This window comes from Tenacibaculum sp. SG-28 (assembly GCF_002954385.1).
Classification (GTDB): Bacteria; Bacteroidota; Bacteroidia; order Flavobacteriales; family Flavobacteriaceae; genus Polaribacter.
This window is the reverse complement of sequence record NZ_MQVY01000004.1, coordinates 181,370-198,343: the sequence shown is the minus strand read 5'-3', so window position 1 is coordinate 198,343 and position 16,974 is coordinate 181,370. Positions and strand designations below refer to the sequence as shown.

Here is a 16,974-nt window from a genome sequence, read left to right as displayed (position 1 = left end):
TCTGGTTATTGATTGCCTTTTTTTAAATCGCACAATTTATGTCCGACCGATATGTTTTATACACGATTGTGATGGCATGCATATGATGGTGTTTGAGCAACCTAAAACAAGTTATTTTACAACTACATCGCAGTATAACCTATTACATATAGCATGACGTAACAGGTACTACTTTAGATAAATATTATGGTTTGTCTTCTCCTAGAGCGGATAAAAAATAGTACATTTGTTTATGCTAAATTAATTTTAATGCAACTTGTTTTTGCCACCAACAATTTAAATAAACTAGAAGAAGTAAAAAAACTTCTCCCAGATTTCATCGAACTTCTTTCTCTAAAAGATATCGGATGTTTTGAGGATATAGAAGAAACTGCTAACACACTAGAAGGAAATGCCAAAATCAAAGCCAATTATGTTACAAATACATATGGATACAACTGTTTTGCAGACGATACGGGCCTAGAAGTAGCGAGTCTTGATGGTGCACCTGGGGTGTATTCTGCAAGATATGCAGGGGAACCCGCTAATGCAGAAAATAATATGCAAAAACTCTTGCTAGCCTTGGAAAATAATAAAGATCGCAAGGCACAATTCAGAACTTCCATCTGTTTGAATTTAGACAATAAACAATTTTTGTTTGACGGTATTTGTAAAGGAACAATTTTAAAAGACAAACAAGGAGAAAAAGGTTTTGGATATGATCCTATATTCCAACCAGAGGGGCATCCAGGATCTTTTGCGACCATGAAACTCTCGGAAAAAAATCTAATTAGCCACCGAGGCCTTGCCATACAAAAACTAATATCATTTTTAACCTCTGAATAATTGTACGCCTCAAAATCGCATACCCAATATTTTATTTTGCTCGGCGTAATCGTCATCGTATTTTTTTTTGTTAACATTAGTATTGGTTCTGTAGCAATTCCACTGCGAGAAATAGGCGCAATTTTAATAGGTGATATTCCTGCGAAAGATAGCTGGAGAACTATTATTATAAACTATCGCCTTCCAAAAGCAATAACTGCTGTTCTAGTGGGTTCTGGGCTATCCGTTAGTGGTCTTTTAATGCAAACTTTATTCAGAAATGCTCTTGCAGGACCTTTTGTATTGGGTATTTCTTCTGGCGCGAGTTTAGGAGTTGCTTTGTTCTTGTTAGGATCAGGACTGTTTGGTGGAACCTTAGGAACAATCGTCTTCTCGAATTGGTCCTTGGCTGTAGCTGCCTCAGTTGGTGCTTTTATCGTTCTATTAGCAGTTATTACTGCAGCAAACCGAGTTCGAAATACGATGTCTATCTTGATTATTGGGTTAATGTTTGGCTCTTTAACTTCAGCTGTAATTAGTGTTTTATCCTACTTCAGTGAGGCTTCTCAAATTCAACAATATCAATTTTGGAGCTTTGGTACCTTAGGAAATTTAAATTGGGAGGAGTTATTGGTATTTTTTGTACTATATGCCATTAGTATGTTTACTTGTTTTTTTATTACAAAACCACTAAACAGCTTCTTACTCGGAGAAAATTATGCAAAAAGTTTAGGTATAAATATTAAAATGAGTAGAAATATAATTCTACTAGTTACAAGTTTGCTAACCGGGGTAATAACTGCATTTTCTGGACCAATTGCTTTTATTGGCTTAGCCGTTCCACACGTTACTAAAATACTTTTACTACTTCAAACCATAAGGTCTTACTACCGGCCACAGCGATGCTTGGTGCCATTATACTATTGCTATGTGATAGCATTGCGCAATTACCTAATAGCGCATTCGTACTTCCTATAAATGCTATTACTTCATTATTTGGTGCACCGGTAGTAATTTGGTTGTTAATTCGTAAAAAGAAAATTTACCTGTAATACAAAGACCTAAACGTATATTCGTTACATTTGATTATCTTATAAATAACTATTAATGCGTGACATTGTTCTAAAAACAGAAGATTTATCTATTGGCTATTCTAAAAAAAAAGAAAACAGCATTATCGCTTCCGCCATTAATATTTCTGTTAAAAAAGGGAATTTTGTAGCATTATTAGGTAAAAATGGTATCGGAAAATCCACCCTTTTAAGAACCTTATCTAAGGTACAAAAACCATTGGGTGGTAGGATTGCGTTAAACGGGAAGAACCTAGAACATTTCAGCTACAATGAACTTGCCAAATCTTTAAGCTTGGTCTTGACAGAACGGCTTCCTTTGAGTCAATTAACAGTACTTGAAATTGTAGCTCTTGGGAGACAACCGTATACGAATTGGATTGATAAACTTACCAAAGAAAACCTAAAAAAAGTAGTTTGGGCGATGGAACAAACAGCGGTCAACCAACTAAAAAACAAACGCTTCTATGAATTAAGTGATGGGCAATTACAACGCGTTTTAATCGCGAGAGCTTTAGCACAAGATACAGAAATAATCATTTTAGACGAACCTACCGCACATTTAGATATTCATCATACCTTTAAAATTTTCTCACTGTTAAAAAAATTAGTACAAACCACCAACAAAACCATACTTATATCAACACATGAAGTGAATTTAGCAATACAATTAGCAGATGAACTTGTTTTACTTTCTGAAGATAAATTACACACGGGTACGGCAAAAGAATTGATAGAACAACGTGCTTTTGACACCCTTTTTCCTGAGGAATTAATTATTTTTAACAAAACATTAAAACAATTCGTAATTAAGAAAAATTAGTTTCGCATAGGTGACTTTTCAAAAAAATAATCCACACAGAATTTATGAAAAAAACAGCATTAATTATAAGTACATTATTTCTTATCGCATGCGGCTCTTCAGTGCCAAATACGGTAAAAAATAACGATCGAACAGATAAAAATAAAAATGATGCGATGAAGTATGCCAATACTATTACCGCAAAAGATTTGGGTAAACATTTATTCGTATACGCGTCGGATGCCTTTGAGGGAAGAGATACGGGAGAACCAGGCCAGAAAAAAGCAGTTGCTTATCTGAAAAATTTTTACAAAAATGCAAATATTGCGTCACCACTAGGTGGTGATAATTATTTTCAAGAAGTCCCGTCTGCATATTTAAGTAAAAATAGAAGCGGCATAAAGCTTAAAGATTCAGAAAATGTAATTGCTTTTATAAAAGGGGCGGAGAAACCTGAAGAAATAATTGTACTATCTGCACACTTAGATCACGAGGGTATTAAAAATGGAAAAATATACAACGGTGCGGACGATGACGGTTCTGGAACTGTGGCTATTTTAGAAATAGCCGAAGCCTTTAAATTAGCGACAGACGCTGGCGTACGTCCGAAAAGATCGATCCTATTTTTACACGTAACCGGAGAGGAGAAAGGACTGTTGGGTTCAAAATATTACACAGAAAACCCTATATTCCCATTAGAAAATACGGTCACAAATTTAAATATTGATATGATTGGAAGAGTAGACAGTCGTCATAAAGGAAACCCTAATTATGTCTATTTAATTGGTTCGGATAAATTGAGTACAGAACTGCACGAGATTTCGGAAGAAATGAACTCAAAATACACCAATATAGCCTTAGATTACAAGTATAATGACGACAATGATCCCAACCGTTTTTACTATCGATCCGACCATTATAATTTTGCAAAACACAATATCCCTATCATCTTTTATTTTAATGGGACTCATGCAGACTACCATCAACCGACAGATACACCCGATAAAATAAACTATGAAATGTTAGAAACTAGAACACGTCTCGTATTTCATACTGCATGGGAGGTCGCCAATAGACCGAATCGAATTGTAGTAGATAAAGCTAACTAATATAGTTCATTGTATAGAATAAAAAAACCGTCTTTACGACGGTTTTTTATACTTCGATAGACATAAGTGTACAATGGTACAACTAAAGTTTGCCATACAAATTATTCGTTTATAGCTTGTAAAGAAGGAATTCTTTGACGGTCTAGAAACACATCTACGGTTTCAAAATGTTCCACCACTCTTTTTTCTTTAAACTCGAATACTTTTTGGGATAGACCTCTCAAAAAATCACGATCGTGAGATACCAGTATAAGCGTACCGTTAAAATGTAGTAATGCTTCTTTAATTACATCTTTAGAACGCAAGTCTAAATGGTTTGTTGGTTCGTCGAGAACAAGTAAATTTACTGGTTCTAATAAGAGTTTAACCATTGCTAATCTCGTCTTCTCTCCTCCTGATAATACTTTTACTTTTTTATCAATAGCGTCTCCGGAAAACATAAACTGCCCTAGTATATTTTTAATCTTAGTTCGAATCTCTCCAACTGCAATTGTGTCCACTGTTTGAAAAACAGTTAACTCAGGATCTAACAATGAAGCCTGATTTTGGGCAAAATATCCAACCTTAGTATTGTGCCCCAAAACACAATTACCTGCATGCGTTATCTCGTTTAATATGGCTTTTATCATCGTTGATTTACCGGTTCCATTTTTCCCCACAAAAGAAACCTTTTCTCCTCTTGCTATAGAAAAATTCACCCCTTGTAACACCAACTTTTCACCGTATTTTTTAGAAAAGTTCTCCACTCTAACCGGATAATCGCCAGAGCGCGGCGCTGGAGGAAACCTTAATTTTAAAGAAGACGTATCTACCTCATCGATTTCAACGAGTTTTAGCTTCTCTAGCATTCGTTCGCGCGAAGCAACCTGATTTGTTTTAGAATAAGTCCCTTTAAATCTTTCAATAAATACTTTAGTTTCTGCAATAAGCTTTTGTTGCTCTTGATATGCTTTTAATTGATGTTCTCTTCGTTCCTTTCTCAATTCTAAATAGTGAGAATAATTAGCTTTATAATCATAAATTGTTCCCATAGTAACCTCGATAGTTCTATTGGTTATGGTATCGATAAAAGCTTTGTCGTGTGATATAACAACTACAGCTTTAGCTTTATTTATGAGAAAATCTTCCAACCAAATGACAGAAGCAATATCGATATGATTTGTAGGTTCATCCAATAATATTAAATCTGGTTGTTGTAGTAAAATTTTAGCCAATTCAATACGCATGCGCCAACCACCGCTAAATTCTGAAGTGGCTCTTCCAAAATCATCTTGTGTAAATCCCAGCCCCTTGAGCGCTTTCTCTACTTCTGCTTCATAATTTACTTCTTCAAGCGCATAATAACGTTCTCCTAAATCGGATACCCGTTCAATAATTTTCATGTAAGCATCAGATTCGTAATCGGTTCTTGTTTCTAGCTCTTTATTTAAAGCATCTATTTCGGCTTTCATCTGAAATATAGCTGTAAAAGCTTTCGAGGCTTCCTCTTTAACCGTACAGTTGTCTTCCGTTAACAAATGCTGCGGCAAATAAGCAATTTTGGTGTCTTTTGGAGCTCTAACTGTTCCTGTAGTTCCTTTCGAAACCCCTGCTATAATTTTCATCATAGTAGATTTACCCGCCCCATTTTTACCCATAAGTGCAATCTTATCATTTTCATTAATAACAAAGGAAACGTCCTTAAATAATGTTTTACCGCTATACACTACACCTAATTGGTCTACCGAAATCATAAAATAAATTTCTTGCGAAAATAGAGAATAAAAAGGCGTAAAGCCTGTATACCTTATCAATTTTTACAAAAAAACAAGCAGAACAAATAATTTGTTCTGCTCGTAATCAAAATATAAAAATAGTCTTAAAGGGTATAAACAAATCTGAAGGTTATAAAACGTGGTTGTATAAAAGTTTCGGAACTAAATACCGAAAAATAATTAGCGCTATTTCGAACCTGTGCTTTGGTGTTTAAAAGGTTTGTCGCTTTAATTTCATATTCCCATTTTGCATCTCTATTTTTTCGATATGAAAGCGTGGCATCCCAATTTTGGAAAGATTGAGACTCTCCCTCTCCAAGGTCTTGATTTGTATAGGTATAATTAGTTCTGAAAGAAACCGAATTCCAGATATAAGCATCCATTTCAATAGAAGGTGCATTGGTTATAAACTTCGTCTTTCTTTCCCCCTGGTTATTATTGGTAACGCTATACCTGTATCTTAGATTGAAATTAGGAGCCTTGAGGTAATTTGATCGTATACCGGGAGTGTAAGATTGGGTGTAGCCTTCATTTAGCGACTGCTCTCCCTGAATAAATTGAAAAATTTTATTATAGTTAAAGCTGGCATTTAAACTAGCTCTAATTTTACCGAATGTGCGCTGCACCCTTCCAAATACATTTACGTTTTCATCAGCAAAATTAGAATTAAAAAAAGTATTTGTACGGATGACGTTATCGAAGTTAGTTATACTTCTAATTTGGTCAATATTGCTAGTATAAGAAGCTCTTGCGAATACATTGGTGTAATTAAATAAATTAAAACTACTGTAGAACAAACTAAGGTTATGGGACAATGAATTCAATAAATCGGGCTGTCCGAATTGAATACTGTTATAATTGTTCAAGACCAAACCTTCCGCAAGTCGGGTAACGTCGGTAAAGTTATTGCGCATTTCATAGCGAAAGGTTAGAGATTCACTTGTTTTGAACTGAATTCTAGTTTCAAAATCTGGTAAAACTCTAAAGAAATTGTCCTCGTATACCTCCCCAAACTGGATGTTTTTATTTCCGTAGGAGTGCAATGAAAAACCAGGGGTAAGGGTAAACTTACCTTTTTTTACTCGGTAATGAAAACCTAAATATAAATCGTTGAAATTATAAGTAACCGCATTGCTCGCCTTACCTTCATCAATATTTGGTGTAGGATTAAAAGGCTCTCTATTGTCTAAAAATTGAAAAAGATTAGAGTTGAATTTTTGCTGACTAAGAATAGTTCCCAGAGTAACATTAAGATTACTTTTAGCATTGATAATATAATAATAATCTAGTTTAGCATCTAATTGATTAGACTTTACCCGACGATCTTGGGCTATACTATAATAAGGTAAGGTGTTATTTAGACCTAATTCATCAGCAGTAGAATCGTAAGGATCCTCTGTACTGTCTGGATCGTTTTCTAATCTAGCATTGTAGAATGGGTCTTCATTTTTAATGAGATGCTGTGCTTCTAAAGCAAAAATATTTCTATCGTTTAACGTGTAATAATAACTTAAATTTTGATTAATACTGAAGGGAGTTACCTCTTCTATCTGTCCTGTGGCACCAATGACAGAGGAAAAAATATTTTGCCGTTGTTTATCGTTAGATACTCTTCCTAAAATATCGTAATCTAGTTGGTTATTTAAATTTGGTTTATAGGATACACTTAACTTTAAAAGTCCTTGATTGGAATGTTCGTCACTCGATTGTTCGGTTCTTTCATCCGGTATACCGAGACTTGCATCCGTGTACTGCACAAAACTAACTTCTCTGGATAGAATTTGACTGCTATTAAAGATGGCAAAACCACTTAGATCTAAAGATGTTTTTGGAGAATAACTAAAATTTGCCGTCGCTAGTTGATTTTTAATTTGCAGTGCATTATTTTGATTGGTTAAAAAATTTAAACTATTGTCTCCAAGATTAATATTCGTACCACTGCTTCTACTTGGCGCTCTAAATCCGCCACCAAAGCCTCGTATATCTCTTCGACTAAGTGCTAGTTCACCGATGTTATTTAAATCTCCGATAAAGTTTATACTGTATTTTGGGGAATAGTAGAATAATTTTGGTTGCAGAATGTACAATTCATCCTCTGGCGCAGTTCCTGCACCGGCTGTTACATTACCAAACCAAAATTTTCTTTTCCCTTTTTCAGTTGTATGTTTAATGCAACGTTATCTTGATTATTTCTAACGCCGCTTAATTGACCAACCTCTGCATAATTTCGCAAAACCTGAATTTTGTCGATTGCTTTAGAAGGAATATTTTTTGTAGCAAGTTTGGTATCTCCGTCAAAAAAGTCTTTTCCATTTACCATTAATTTATTTACCACTTTACCTTCTACTTCCACTTGACCATCTTCATTTATCTCGACGCCAGGTAATTTTTCTAATACGTCTTCTAGCTTTCTTTCTGTACCATTTTGAAAAGAATCTGCATTGTATACAATAGTATCTCCCTTAATGGTTACTGGCATCTCATAGGTAATTTCTACCTCGTCAAGGTTGGAATCGAGTTGTAAAACAAAATCTTTAGTTAGGTTTTCTTCCTTCGTAGTGAGTATTTGCTCGAAGTTCTTCATCCCAACATAGCTTATTTGAATTTTATAGGTTCTATTTTTTTTTAAAGCTAGTTTGTAGACTCCTTTAGCATCGGAAATGCCGTAGGATTCTAATGTACTTGTGGCTTTGTCTATTGCAATAACGTTTGCCAGTTCTAATGGAGTGTTTAAACTGTCTTTAACTATTCCCTTTAACTGGACCTGACCATAAAAGTGTAGGGATAGAGCAAGGAACAGAAAACTTAAAATTTTCTTCATAATTAAAAGTGTAAATAAAAATAAAAGAAGAGGTATTACCCTCTTCTTCTTCTACCTCTGTTATTTCGCATTTCAATCATTTTACCTTTGATAGTTTTCTGATATTCTGCTTTGGTAATTTCTGTTCCTTTTGATGGAGTTTCTATTTTAATTTCTTCTTTTGGGTTGATGGTAACTTTTGAACACAACATTACTGAATTACCAGCGGAAACCTCTAAAATTAACCCAGGTAAACCCCAGTATTCTGCAGGTCCATGACTCACTGGTATTTGTGGTGTATACCACGCCTCTACTTCTACCATCTCTATTGCTGGTTCTTGATTTGTATTTAAAGAATCTTTAGGAGTTTCTTTTTTTCTTAAATCCGCCCATGAAAAATTATACCAATACAGCTCCTCTTTAGGAATCGACGCTTTTGCATTAAAACATAAATATTGTCCTATTTTTTTAGACTCTTTTCCTATTACCCAATTTATTTTTTGAAGTTTATCTTTTACGAGAAATCGCTTACCATAAAATTCTTGGCTTTGAACAAGTTTGTTATCTTTGATATTTTTATACTGATATCCTTGAGAGAAATTCTTACCCCAAGAATCTGTAGCACCAGACATAGCATCCATCTTTTCTTCTTCTTTGAAATAAGATTCCTTTTGGTTGAAATTAAGTATGTAGGTCTTTTCTAATCTATTTTTCAATCTTGCTTGAATCTGCTTTTTTTGCATTTCGCTCATTCTAGCACCCCAGCTACCTAATTCAAGCTTGGACTTTGAAAAATAAATTGCTTGGCCCTTAAAATCTGCTGGAGCAGGCTTGAAGGAAACAAGTATGAAAAAGCATAATAGACTCGAACGTAATAAAATATGTTTCATAATATGGTTAGTTTTGTTTAACAAATGTATTTAAAAATTAAACAAAAAAATAATATGACAAAACTTTAACTTCATTTTAAGGTTTAGCATACTCGAAAACTTGTGAAACTGCTAATATTAATACCATATATACCTTAACACTAAATCGAAAAAACTCATTACAAATAAATTGATAATGGAAAGTATTGGAATCGTTGACCCTAACCAACCTAAAAAAATGGTTAGAAAAAAATCAAATGTTACTACTGCCCTTTTGTATTAATGAAGAATATTGAAGATAAGTTCTTTTAGAATATCCAGGTGCGGCAAAGAGACTGCACCAACCCCTTTACTCTTAAGATCTGCATCACGCAACAATCCAATTATCATGGAAACCTTCCGCATTGGATAATTTTGTGCTGCTTTCGTGTAGTCATCAACAAAATAAGGATTAACACGCAGCGCTTTTGCAACAGATGCTTTGGACTTGTCTCTTAAACCGTGGTATAAAAGTAATTGTGTAAAAAAACTATTTAATAAAGAAATGGTAACTATTAAGGGATTATTCTTAGGATTTTGTGCGAAATAATTTATTATACGATTTGCCTTTACAATATTTCGATCTCCAATGGCTTTTCGCAATTCAAAATTATTAAAATCTTTAGATATCCCGATGTTCTGCTCAATATGTTGCGAATCAATTATTGTTTTTACCGGTAAAATAGCGGTTAATTTGCCAAGTTCGTTGTTCAATTTACTCAAATCTGTACCCAAGAATTCCACCAACATTTGCGAAGCTTTAGGTTCAATGGTATATCCTCTTCCTCCTAACACCTTTCCAATCCAATCTAGCACTTGATTCTCATAAAGCTTTTTACTCTCGTAAATCAAACCGTTTTTAGCGATTGCCTTGTAAGATTTTTTACGCTTATCTAGCTTTTTATATTTGTAATTGAAAACTAAAACGGTAGAGGGTTGCGGGTTGTTTGCGTAGGCTTCGATTTTATCGATATTTTTACTTAAGTCTTGTGCTTCCTTAACAATAATGACTTGATACTTAGACATCATCGGAAATCGTTTTGCTGAGGACACTATATCTTCTATGGAAACATCTCGACCATACATAACAACTTGGTTAAATCCCTTTTCAGAATCTTCCAAAATTGTGTTTTCAATAAACTCGGAAATTTTATCAATGTAATACGGTTCCTCTCCCATTAAAAAATAAATAGGTTTGATATTTCCTTTTTTTATATCCTGCACAATATGATTTGCTTCATTCATCTATTTCCTGTCATTTTATCAAGGCAAAAATTAAAGTTTTCGTATTTTTGAGATATGCAACAACTAAACTTGCCCAAATTTGAATTTCGAATCAAAAGTAACGAAAATAAGACGCTAATTTTCGATAGATTGCGAAAAAAATACATAGTGCTCACCCCAGAGGAATGGGTACGACAAAATTTTGTGCAGTACCTGATAGATTGTAAAAAATACCCAAGTACCTTAATCGCTATTGAAAAACAACTCCTTGTTAACGGACTAAAAAAAAGAACAGATATTATAATATTTAATCGCGATGGAGCTACCGATATTTTAATAGAATGTAAAGCACCTTCCGTTACACTATCACAAAATACATTCGATCAAATTGCAAGATATAATCTAAAATTAAATGCTAAATTTTTAATTGTCACTAACGGCCTGCAACACGTTTGCTGTATGTTAAATAAAAAAGAAGAAAACTATACTTTTTTAGAGGAAATTCCTGCATACAAAATTTAATTACTCCTGATTAAACAAATTTGCACTAAACAGTTGTAGCATCGTGATGCACAGAAACTGCTATTTTACCCAAATGCTTTCCGGAACCAAAATATTCAATCAAAGCAGGAATTTGTCCAAAAATAAAAGGTCCTTCAATTTTTATTTGCAATTTTTTATCTACATAAAGTTGGGCTATTTTTAAAAGATTTTTATTGGGATGCAAACTTGCGATACGAAAAGATTTGGAAGAAAATAAGTTTAGAAGTATCCCATAAAAATAAAGAAATAACAGATGAAATGTACTTCCGCCAACACTGACATAAGTACCTTTTTTACACAAGATACTTGCATACAAAAATGGTGGCATTGAGGTCTTACAATCTAATATAAAGTCATATTTATTTTTTCCTTTTGTAAAATCAGTACTTCTATAATCGATGACATGATCAGCGCCCAGGCATTGTAAATAGCTGAATTTCTCCGAACTATCGACAGCAGTCACCTCACAACCTCTTTGTCTAGCCAATTGGATTGCAATACTACCTACACCTCCACCTGCACCATTAATTAAAACCTTCTTAATATTAGCTGCTGTTTTTATGGTATCAAAAGCTTGAAATGCCAAACCGGAAGCGTGCGGAATTGAAGCGGCTTCAACATGAGATAATCCCTCAGGTTTTATTTCAAGAGCATCCTCATGTACCGCTATATATTTTGCGTGTGCCCCGTAGGAAAAATCCGAAATATCACCAAATACATTATCTCCTACAACAAAACGATTCACATTTTTACCGACTTCCTCCACCACACCGGATAGTTCTACTCCTGGCACTGCTCGCTTTGGTTTTATAACCCCAAAGAAAAGCCGATACAAACGCGGTTTACCAGTAACCATATTCCAATCATAGTCATTTATAGTTGTGGCAAAAACCTTTACCAATACTTCATTTTTCTTAGGTTTAGGTTTCTTAATAGAGGTTACTTTTAAAACTTCTCTTGGTAAACCATACTTTTTATAAACTATTGCTTTCATCTTCACGTATTCAATAAATTAGAAGTTTTATACAAGAATAGCATAGGATCAATCATAGTTACCAAAGCCATTGCTGTAATTAGGATGTATATTAAATTGCTGTAATAATAAATAATATATTTGGCTTAAATCAAAAATCACCTTGTGGTTTTCCGTCGAAAAAAATGTCTTTTTACGCAATTCATTGCAAAGTTAGATGCGCTTATATTCCGCTCAATACTGAATTAAAGCGATGAACATAACATGTACTCGTTGGTTTAATGTTAGCAAAAAGAAGAGGAAAGTAGCTAAAACATAAATTAAATTTTAGTGGTAAATTAACAACTATCCATAGGTTTAAATGATATTAATACTGTATTTTTGGCGACTTGAAATTAGCACTTGTCATATTAAACTGGAACGGACAATCTCTGTTGGAAAAATATTTACCTTCTGTGGTACGGTTTAGTCCTGAAGCAACTATTTATGTGGCGGATAATGCCTCAACAGACAATTCCATTGCATTTGTAAAACAAAAGTTTCCTTCGGTCAAAATAATCAAAAATGAGACGAATGGAGGATATGCAAAAGGCTATAATGATGCCTTACAAAAAATTAATGCGGATGTGTATGGATTAATTAATTCAGATATCGAGGTCACGGAAAATTGGCTTAAACCAATCACCGAATCGTTTGCAGAGCACCGAAACATGGCTATTGCACAACCAAAAATATTAGATCTCAAAGACAAAGCTTTATTTGAATATGCTGGAGCAGGCGGTGGTTTTATAGATTTTTTCGGATACCCATACTGTAGAGGCCGAATTTTTAACACCTTAGAAAAGGACAAGGGACAATACAATGACTTTTCTGAAATATTTTGGGCTTCTGGAGCTTGTTTGTTTATTCGTGCTGAAGTATTCCATAGACTAAAAGGATTTGATGAAGACTATTTTGCTCATCAAGAGGAAATTGATTTATGTTGGCGAGCTCAAAATAAAGGATATAAAGTTAACTATATTGGCCAATCTACAGTATACCACCTAGGTGGCGGAACTCTAAAAGAGAACAGTCCAAGAAAAACATTTTTAAACTTTAGAAACAGCTTACTATCCAATATAAAAAACACGCCAAGAAAGCATTTGCTAAGTGTCATTTTTACGCGCTTAATTTTGGATGGTATAGCAGGACTAAAATTTACCATAGAACTTCGACCTGTTCATACAATTGCGATTTTAAAAGCGCATTTAAGTTTCTACAAAAACCTACCGAAATTTCTCAAAAAGCGAAAAAAATTAAGCTCGCAAAAAAAACACAATCGCCACTTTAGTATCGTATGGCAATATTTTATATTGCAAAGAACCACATTTAAAAGTTTACGATAGAGTAACTGCTATTCGAGATACCATTAAAGAATATCCAAACTCCCTTTTCCTTCTCTAAGAATTTGCGGTTCGTCTTGGGTAAGGTCGATAACCGTAGATGCATGATTGTCACCATAACCTCCATCAATAACCAAATCGACAAGGTTTTGCCATTTTTCAAAAATCAATTCCGGATCGGTAGTATATTCTATTATTTCATCTTCATCGTGGATGGAAGTAGATACCACCGGATTCCCCAATACTCGCACTATCTCCCTAGCGATATCATTATCAGGAACACGTATCCCTACGGTTTTTCTTTTTTTGTATACTTTGGGCAACGAATTACTTCCTGGCAGAACAAAAGTATAGGGCCCTGGTAAAGCTCTTTTCAGAATTTTGTAGGTTCTGGTATCGATTTGCTTAACATAATCTGACAAATGACTTAAATCATTACATATAAATGAGAAATTAGACTTTTCTAATTTTACCCCTTTGATTTTAGCAATTTTTTCTACAGCTTTTGTATTCGTTATATCGCAGCCCAAACCATACACGGTATCTGTTGGATAAATTATAAGCCCCCCATTTTGCAGAACTTTAACTACCTTATCAATTTCTTTTGGATTAGGGTTTTCATCGTATATTTTTACAAACTGAGCCATCTTTAATAGGTATCAAAATCAATATCATCTAAACTTTCAAAGTTGGAGAAATCATCCGTTTCTGCCTCGTCAAATTCATCTAAAATAACATCTGCTTTAAATTCTTTTTCTGGGACGTCCTTTGGTATTTCTCCAATCGACAAAATTATCTTTTCGTCGGATGCAACAACATTAACTTCAACAACTTCAATATAGAAGGTCCACATGTGCAAAAAGTCATACACGTAAATCAATTTTTCCGATACTTTAGGTAAAGTCTCGCCGATAATACAAGCGCCCATAAACAGGCCCTCTCCTGCTTCCGCCATATTAAAAAGAGGAATTTCTTCTCCTTGTACCCAAGATTCCTCCGTTCGGTAAAAAGAAGCCATTTCTTTAGCATCAAATCCAAAAGATAAAGCAAGAGCCGTATGCAAATCTTCTAAATTTTTTTTAGGATCTATAAGCAGGGTTCTTATGACATCTTCTTTTGTATCTAAAATGGCGCGTACTTTATACATCGTGATATTTTTTGTTCGTACAAAATACGTATTTTTGAGTGAATTAAAGTCATAAATGAACAAGCAAGAAACACTTCAAAAATTAAACAGTTTTACTAAAAATACTTTAATGGAAACGCTAGAAATAGAGTTTTCTGATGTTGGTAATGACTTTCTAACAGCAAAAATGCCAGTGAACAAAACAGTACACCAACCCTATGGAATTTTACATGGTGGTGCATCTGCAGCTTTAGCAGAAACTGTTGGAAGTTGTGCTTCTAGTTATCTTTTTATCGATACCGAAAAAAAGATAGCAAAAGGTCTTGAACTTAGCATTAACCACATAAAAAGTATCGCTTCTGGAACTGTCTATGCAACTGCTAGACCTATTCACACTGGTAGAACCACGCATTTGTGGGAGATTAAGATAAAAGATGAAGAAGACAATTTAATCGCTATTTGTAAACTAACTACTATTGTATTGGATAAAAAATAATGTCTAGACACGTAAACAAAATAAGAATAGTATGTTTGACCCTATTTTTTGTCTTCGCATTAGTATGGTTTGCTTTTAGTTCTCTAACAGCACCAGTTGCTGATGAGGAATTATTAACTCCTTTCGAGAATACTAGTGTAAAACCGGTTATTGGTTATAAAACTTATAGAGGCTATACCTACCGAACTTTAACCTTACAACATAAAGACAGCCTACCAACCTTGGTGTTTGTGCACGGCACCGTTGGTTCTTGTGTTGATTTCGAGAAGTACATGATGGACGAAGGTCTCTTGGAGAAATTCAACATGCTTGCCTACGACAGGGTTGGCTACAATTATAAAGACAAAAATCACGTAAAAGAAAGTATTGCTTTTGAAAGGGATTTATTAGATGACCTAACCAAAGAGATACCGAATGACAACATCGTCTACGTAGGGTATTCCTATGGAGGGCCTATAGCGCTTGCAACCAAAAAAAAGTTAAAAAAATAGTACTTATCGCACCGGCGCTTTTTGGCACTAAAGAGGTCATCCCTTGGGCCCTTAATTTATACAGATGGAAAATTACAAGATGGCTAATTCCTAGGGTATGGAAAGAAGCTTCTAAAGAAAAAATGAGTCATGCCTCAGATCTGGTTACTTTTGAAAATAATTGGCAAAATACCCCCAATAAAATTCTTAGTATTCACGGTACTTCGGATTGGATTGTTCCTTACGAAAATTCAATCCTATTAGCAGAAAAACTACCAAAAAATCAACTTAAATTTGTAACTTTAAATGAAGCAGGACACGCATTGTTATGGACAGAATTCCCTGCCATTAAACAAGAACTTATAAACGAGATAAATTGAGTATTTTTAAACAAATAAAAACTGCATTACACAACCAATTACCCTTTGTAGCGTATCGAAAACCTAATAAGGAAGAAATTATCGGTATTTTTCAAGCAAATAAAAATCTTTATACATCCGAAAAACTTACGGAAGATGGGTTTGTATTCGCTCCATTTGATACTTCCGAAAAAACGATAATTATTCCCTTACAAAAAGCAATACTTCTAAGAGAGACAAATCTAGAATTTGAAGTTGAAGAATCAAAATCCATTTTTGAATCCGCCCCTTCCATTCCAGCCGAGTACAAAGCAACTATTTCCAAGGCTATAGTTGCTATTAATAATGGGGATTTTTCTAAAGTTGTTCTTTCCCGAAAAGAGAATATCCAGCTTAACCATACCAATGCGTTGACAATATTTAAAAAATTACTCAAAAAACACACTGAAGCAATGGTCTATCTTTGGTTCCATCCAAGTGTTGGTTTGTGGATAGGGGCAACACCGGAAACTCTGGTTACTTTAAAGGACTCTTTTTTTGAAACTATGGCATTGGCCGGAACACAGGTCTTCCAAAAAAACACCGAGGTCGAATGGAAAAATAAAGAAATAGAAGAGCAAAAATTTGTAACCGATTATTTGATAGAACAACTACAACCAATCACCACTAATATCTCAAAAACCCCCACTAAAACTATAAAAGCAGGAAATCTTCTCCATCTTCAAACTAAAATTACAGGAGTACTAAATACACCTCTATATTCCTTTGTTCAAAAAATACACCCAACCCCTGCGGTATGCGGTTTACCAAAAGAGGTTACCAAAGCATTTATCTTAGACAATGAAAACTATAAAAGAAAATTCTATACTGGTTTTTTGGGAGAGGTTAACGTGACCAAAAAGCAATCGGAGTTGTTTGTAAATTTACGCTGCATGGAACTTGATAATGGAGTTGTTAGCGTATATGTAGGAGGAGGAATAACAAAAGACAGTGATCCTAACAAGGAGTGGGAGGAAACAATCGCAAAATCAAAAACTATGAAGAGCGTATTGTAAAAACCACCATAAACAGCTAGTTAATGATGGTTTTTGTGTAAATTGAATTTGAATCGAATTCGTGTGATTTACTAGAAAAGTTAAGTTTTACTAGTAAAA

At 34.3% G+C, this 16,974-nt stretch carries 15 protein-coding genes and 2 pseudogenes; 10 read left to right on the top strand and 7 right to left on the bottom strand.

Annotated features, from left to right (window positions below; translation table 11 throughout):
* Positions 1–249: 249 nt before the first annotated feature.
* The 4 genes and pseudogenes from BSU00_RS10890 to BSU00_RS10875 all read left to right on the top strand — a co-directional run bounded on the left by BSU00_RS10890 (position 250) and on the right by BSU00_RS10875 (position 3,785).
* The gene (locus tag BSU00_RS10890; RefSeq protein WP_105004408.1) at positions 250–825 is read left to right on the top strand and encodes a non-canonical purine NTP diphosphatase; all 576 of its coding nucleotides are present in this window, start codon (positions 250–252) and stop codon (positions 823–825) included.
* Positions 826–1,856 (top strand): annotated as a pseudogene (locus BSU00_RS10885) (FecCD family ABC transporter permease).
* Positions 1,857–1,911: 55 nt separating this feature from the next.
* Positions 1,912–2,697 carry an ABC transporter ATP-binding protein gene (locus tag BSU00_RS10880; RefSeq protein ID WP_105004407.1) on the top strand — a complete coding sequence of 262 codons (786 nt, stop codon included), beginning with the start codon at positions 1,912–1,914 and terminating at the stop codon, positions 2,695–2,697.
* Positions 2,698–2,741: 44 nt separating this feature from the next.
* On the top strand, positions 2,742–3,785 hold the full coding sequence (locus BSU00_RS10875) for a M28 family metallopeptidase (RefSeq protein WP_105004406.1): 1,044 nt from the start codon (positions 2,742–2,744) through the stop codon (positions 3,783–3,785).
* Between the two features lie 101 nt (positions 3,786–3,886).
* Here BSU00_RS10875 and BSU00_RS10870 read toward each other — a convergent pair whose 3' ends face one another.
* From BSU00_RS10870 to holA, 4 genes and pseudogenes are all read right to left on the bottom strand, one after another.
* Positions 3,887–5,518, bottom strand: a complete 1,632-nt coding sequence (locus tag BSU00_RS10870) for an ABC-F family ATP-binding cassette domain-containing protein (protein ID WP_105004466.1) — start codon at positions 5,516–5,518, stop codon at positions 3,887–3,889.
* 125 nt (positions 5,519–5,643) lie between these two features.
* Positions 5,644–8,360: pseudogene (locus BSU00_RS10865) on the bottom strand (carboxypeptidase-like regulatory domain-containing protein).
* 35 nt (positions 8,361–8,395) lie between these two features.
* The gene (locus BSU00_RS10860; protein ID WP_105004405.1) at positions 8,396–9,229 is read right to left on the bottom strand and encodes a GLPGLI family protein; all 834 of its coding nucleotides are present in this window, start codon (positions 9,227–9,229) and stop codon (positions 8,396–8,398) included.
* Between the two features lie 258 nt (positions 9,230–9,487).
* Positions 9,488–10,492 carry a DNA polymerase III subunit delta gene (holA, locus tag BSU00_RS10855; RefSeq protein WP_105004404.1) on the bottom strand — a complete coding sequence of 335 codons (1,005 nt, stop codon included), beginning with the start codon at positions 10,490–10,492 and terminating at the stop codon, positions 9,488–9,490.
* A gap of 54 nt (positions 10,493–10,546) precedes the next feature.
* On the opposite strand from holA, the gene BSU00_RS10850 reads away from it, so the two are divergent.
* Entirely contained in the window at positions 10,547–10,993 is a 447-nt protein-coding gene (locus tag BSU00_RS10850; protein WP_105004403.1) for a type I restriction enzyme HsdR N-terminal domain-containing protein, read from the top strand.
* A gap of 25 nt (positions 10,994–11,018) precedes the next feature.
* Here BSU00_RS10850 and BSU00_RS10845 read toward each other — a convergent pair whose 3' ends face one another.
* Positions 11,019–12,008 carry an NAD(P)-dependent alcohol dehydrogenase gene (locus BSU00_RS10845; protein WP_105004402.1) on the bottom strand — a complete coding sequence of 330 codons (990 nt, stop codon included), beginning with the start codon at positions 12,006–12,008 and terminating at the stop codon, positions 11,019–11,021.
* A 368-nt stretch (positions 12,009–12,376) separates the two neighbouring features.
* Between BSU00_RS10845 and BSU00_RS10840 the strand changes: the two genes are divergently transcribed.
* On the top strand, positions 12,377–13,372 hold the full coding sequence (locus tag BSU00_RS10840; protein WP_105004401.1) for a glycosyltransferase family 2 protein: 996 nt from the start codon (positions 12,377–12,379) through the stop codon (positions 13,370–13,372).
* 23 nt (positions 13,373–13,395) lie between these two features.
* On the opposite strand, the gene BSU00_RS10835 is transcribed toward BSU00_RS10840, so the two are convergent.
* Both BSU00_RS10835 and BSU00_RS10830 read right to left on the bottom strand, forming a co-directional pair.
* Positions 13,396–14,016 (bottom strand): L-threonylcarbamoyladenylate synthase, encoded by a 621-nt coding sequence (locus tag BSU00_RS10835; protein WP_105004400.1) that lies wholly within the window; start codon positions 14,014–14,016, stop codon positions 13,396–13,398.
* 2 nt (positions 14,017–14,018) lie between these two features.
* A complete protein-coding gene (locus BSU00_RS10830) occupies positions 14,019–14,516 on the bottom strand; it encodes a hypothetical protein (protein ID WP_105004399.1) in 498 nt (165 codons plus the stop codon).
* A 55-nt stretch (positions 14,517–14,571) separates the two neighbouring features.
* Between BSU00_RS10830 and BSU00_RS10825 the strand changes: the two genes are divergently transcribed.
* The 4 genes from BSU00_RS10825 to BSU00_RS10810 all read left to right on the top strand — a co-directional run bounded on the left by BSU00_RS10825 (position 14,572) and on the right by BSU00_RS10810 (position 16,875).
* Positions 14,572–14,991 carry a PaaI family thioesterase gene (locus BSU00_RS10825; protein ID WP_105004398.1) on the top strand — a complete coding sequence of 140 codons (420 nt, stop codon included), beginning with the start codon at positions 14,572–14,574 and terminating at the stop codon, positions 14,989–14,991.
* Between the two features lie 35 nt (positions 14,992–15,026).
* The gene (locus BSU00_RS10820) at positions 15,027–15,482 is read left to right on the top strand and encodes an alpha/beta fold hydrolase (RefSeq protein ID WP_158254428.1); all 456 of its coding nucleotides are present in this window, start codon (positions 15,027–15,029) and stop codon (positions 15,480–15,482) included.
* 122 nt (positions 15,483–15,604) lie between these two features.
* Positions 15,605–15,841 carry a S9 family peptidase gene (locus BSU00_RS10815; protein ID WP_105004396.1) on the top strand — a complete coding sequence of 79 codons (237 nt, stop codon included), beginning with the start codon at positions 15,605–15,607 and terminating at the stop codon, positions 15,839–15,841.
* Positions 15,838–16,875 (top strand): isochorismate synthase, encoded by a 1,038-nt coding sequence (locus BSU00_RS10810; RefSeq protein WP_105004395.1) that lies wholly within the window; start codon positions 15,838–15,840, stop codon positions 16,873–16,875. Before BSU00_RS10815 ends, BSU00_RS10810 begins: the two co-directional genes overlap by 4 nt.
* The last annotated feature ends 99 nt before the right edge of the window (positions 16,876–16,974 follow it).

Bases quoted from the DNA above. Each gene is read 5' to 3' on its own strand.
- BSU00_RS10830 (WP_105004399.1), bottom strand. From the start codon at position 14,516: ATGTATAAAGTACGCGCCATTTTAGATACAAAAGAAGATGTCATAAGA.
- BSU00_RS10880 (WP_105004407.1), top strand. From the start codon at position 1,912: ATGCGTGACATTGTTCTAAAAACAGAAGATTTATCTATTGGCTATTCT.
- BSU00_RS10890 (WP_105004408.1), top strand. From the start codon at position 250: ATGCAACTTGTTTTTGCCACCAACAATTTAAATAAACTAGAAGAAGTA.
- BSU00_RS10815 (WP_105004396.1), top strand. From the start codon at position 15,605: ATGAGTCATGCCTCAGATCTGGTTACTTTTGAAAATAATTGGCAAAAT.
- holA (WP_105004404.1), bottom strand. From the start codon at position 10,492: ATGAATGAAGCAAATCATATTGTGCAGGATATAAAAAAAGGAAATATC.
- BSU00_RS10875 (WP_105004406.1), top strand. From the start codon at position 2,742: ATGAAAAAAACAGCATTAATTATAAGTACATTATTTCTTATCGCATGC.
- BSU00_RS10845 (WP_105004402.1), bottom strand. From the start codon at position 12,008: ATGAAAGCAATAGTTTATAAAAAGTATGGTTTACCAAGAGAAGTTTTA.
- BSU00_RS10870 (WP_105004466.1), bottom strand. From the start codon at position 5,518: ATGATTTCGGTAGACCAATTAGGTGTAGTGTATAGCGGTAAAACATTA.
- BSU00_RS10825 (WP_105004398.1), top strand. From the start codon at position 14,572: ATGAACAAGCAAGAAACACTTCAAAAATTAAACAGTTTTACTAAAAAT.
- BSU00_RS10835 (WP_105004400.1), bottom strand. From the start codon at position 14,016: ATGGCTCAGTTTGTAAAAATATACGATGAAAACCCTAATCCAAAAGAA.
- BSU00_RS10860 (WP_105004405.1), bottom strand. From the start codon at position 9,229: ATGAAACATATTTTATTACGTTCGAGTCTATTATGCTTTTTCATACTT.
- BSU00_RS10850 (WP_105004403.1), top strand. From the start codon at position 10,547: ATGCAACAACTAAACTTGCCCAAATTTGAATTTCGAATCAAAAGTAAC.